Annotated in this window: 1 protein-coding gene; it reads right to left on the minus strand. The window is 37.5% G+C overall.

Going from position 1 to position 875, the window contains the following annotated elements; translation table 11 throughout:
- A partial coding sequence (locus BBROOKSOX_RS12410) for an RHS repeat-associated core domain-containing protein (RefSeq protein WP_257607885.1) occupies positions 1-875 on the minus strand: 875 nt, incomplete at both ends.

Genomic DNA, 875 nt, shown 5'->3' on the forward strand with positions numbered 1-875 from the left:
AATCTTTCTCTCATCGCCTCCCCTCTGCCAGTAACTAAAAATGCATCTTCTGGGTTGTTATCTTTACCGTTAACCCATAATCCAAATTCGTTCACGAAATTTCCTTGTCTTGAGATTTTATATTTAATGCAGTGATCAATGACATTTTTTGGAATTAAAACAATACTTGTATTAGGTTTAAGATGTTCCTGAACAGGGCATGAGTCTGCATGCATATATTTTGAATGTTCTGTTGGCACTACACTTGTCAACAAATGAGTGGCACCAACCAATGCAAGTACATTGCCTTTTATTCTTGAAATTTCTAACCTAGGATTTTTCCATTTTTCTCCGCCAATAAAACGGCCCTTAAATTTGCCATTTGCTGATGCGCTGTTATCTATTAACGCTAGCGCTTTATTCTGATAAGTATAAATTTTTATAGCTTCAAGTGAGCCTGTATTGTATCCATGCATAATATCCTCTATACATGAGTACGCATCTGTTGTCGGATATGGAGCAGGTTGTTCATTCCCTAAAATTGAAACAGTTGCATTTTCAATTACCAGAGTTCCAATATGATTTGGATCAATGCTTCTCGCTAAGGTTACGAGCAGCTTTATTCCATCTGGTAAGTTATGCGCATCCCCAATCCAAATATTTAATTCACTAGTCTTGTCTCTATTTATTCTATCTAAAAAATTATCAAAGATTATCGTGTCAACACCATGTCCTGTTGGGTCGATATATTTAAGTGGATTGTTGTCCACATAAACATACAAATTTAAGCCATCAACCGCACCCGCTGAATCAGGACTTATCCATCTTGCCAACCAAGGGGCTAGGTACCTAGCACCGTAGTAGCATAAACCACTACTGTCGTCTCTTTCTTTGCC

Source organism: bacterium endosymbiont of Bathymodiolus sp. 5 South, from assembly GCF_900128535.1.
Lineage (GTDB): Bacteria > Pseudomonadota > Gammaproteobacteria > PS1 > Pseudothioglobaceae > Thiodubiliella.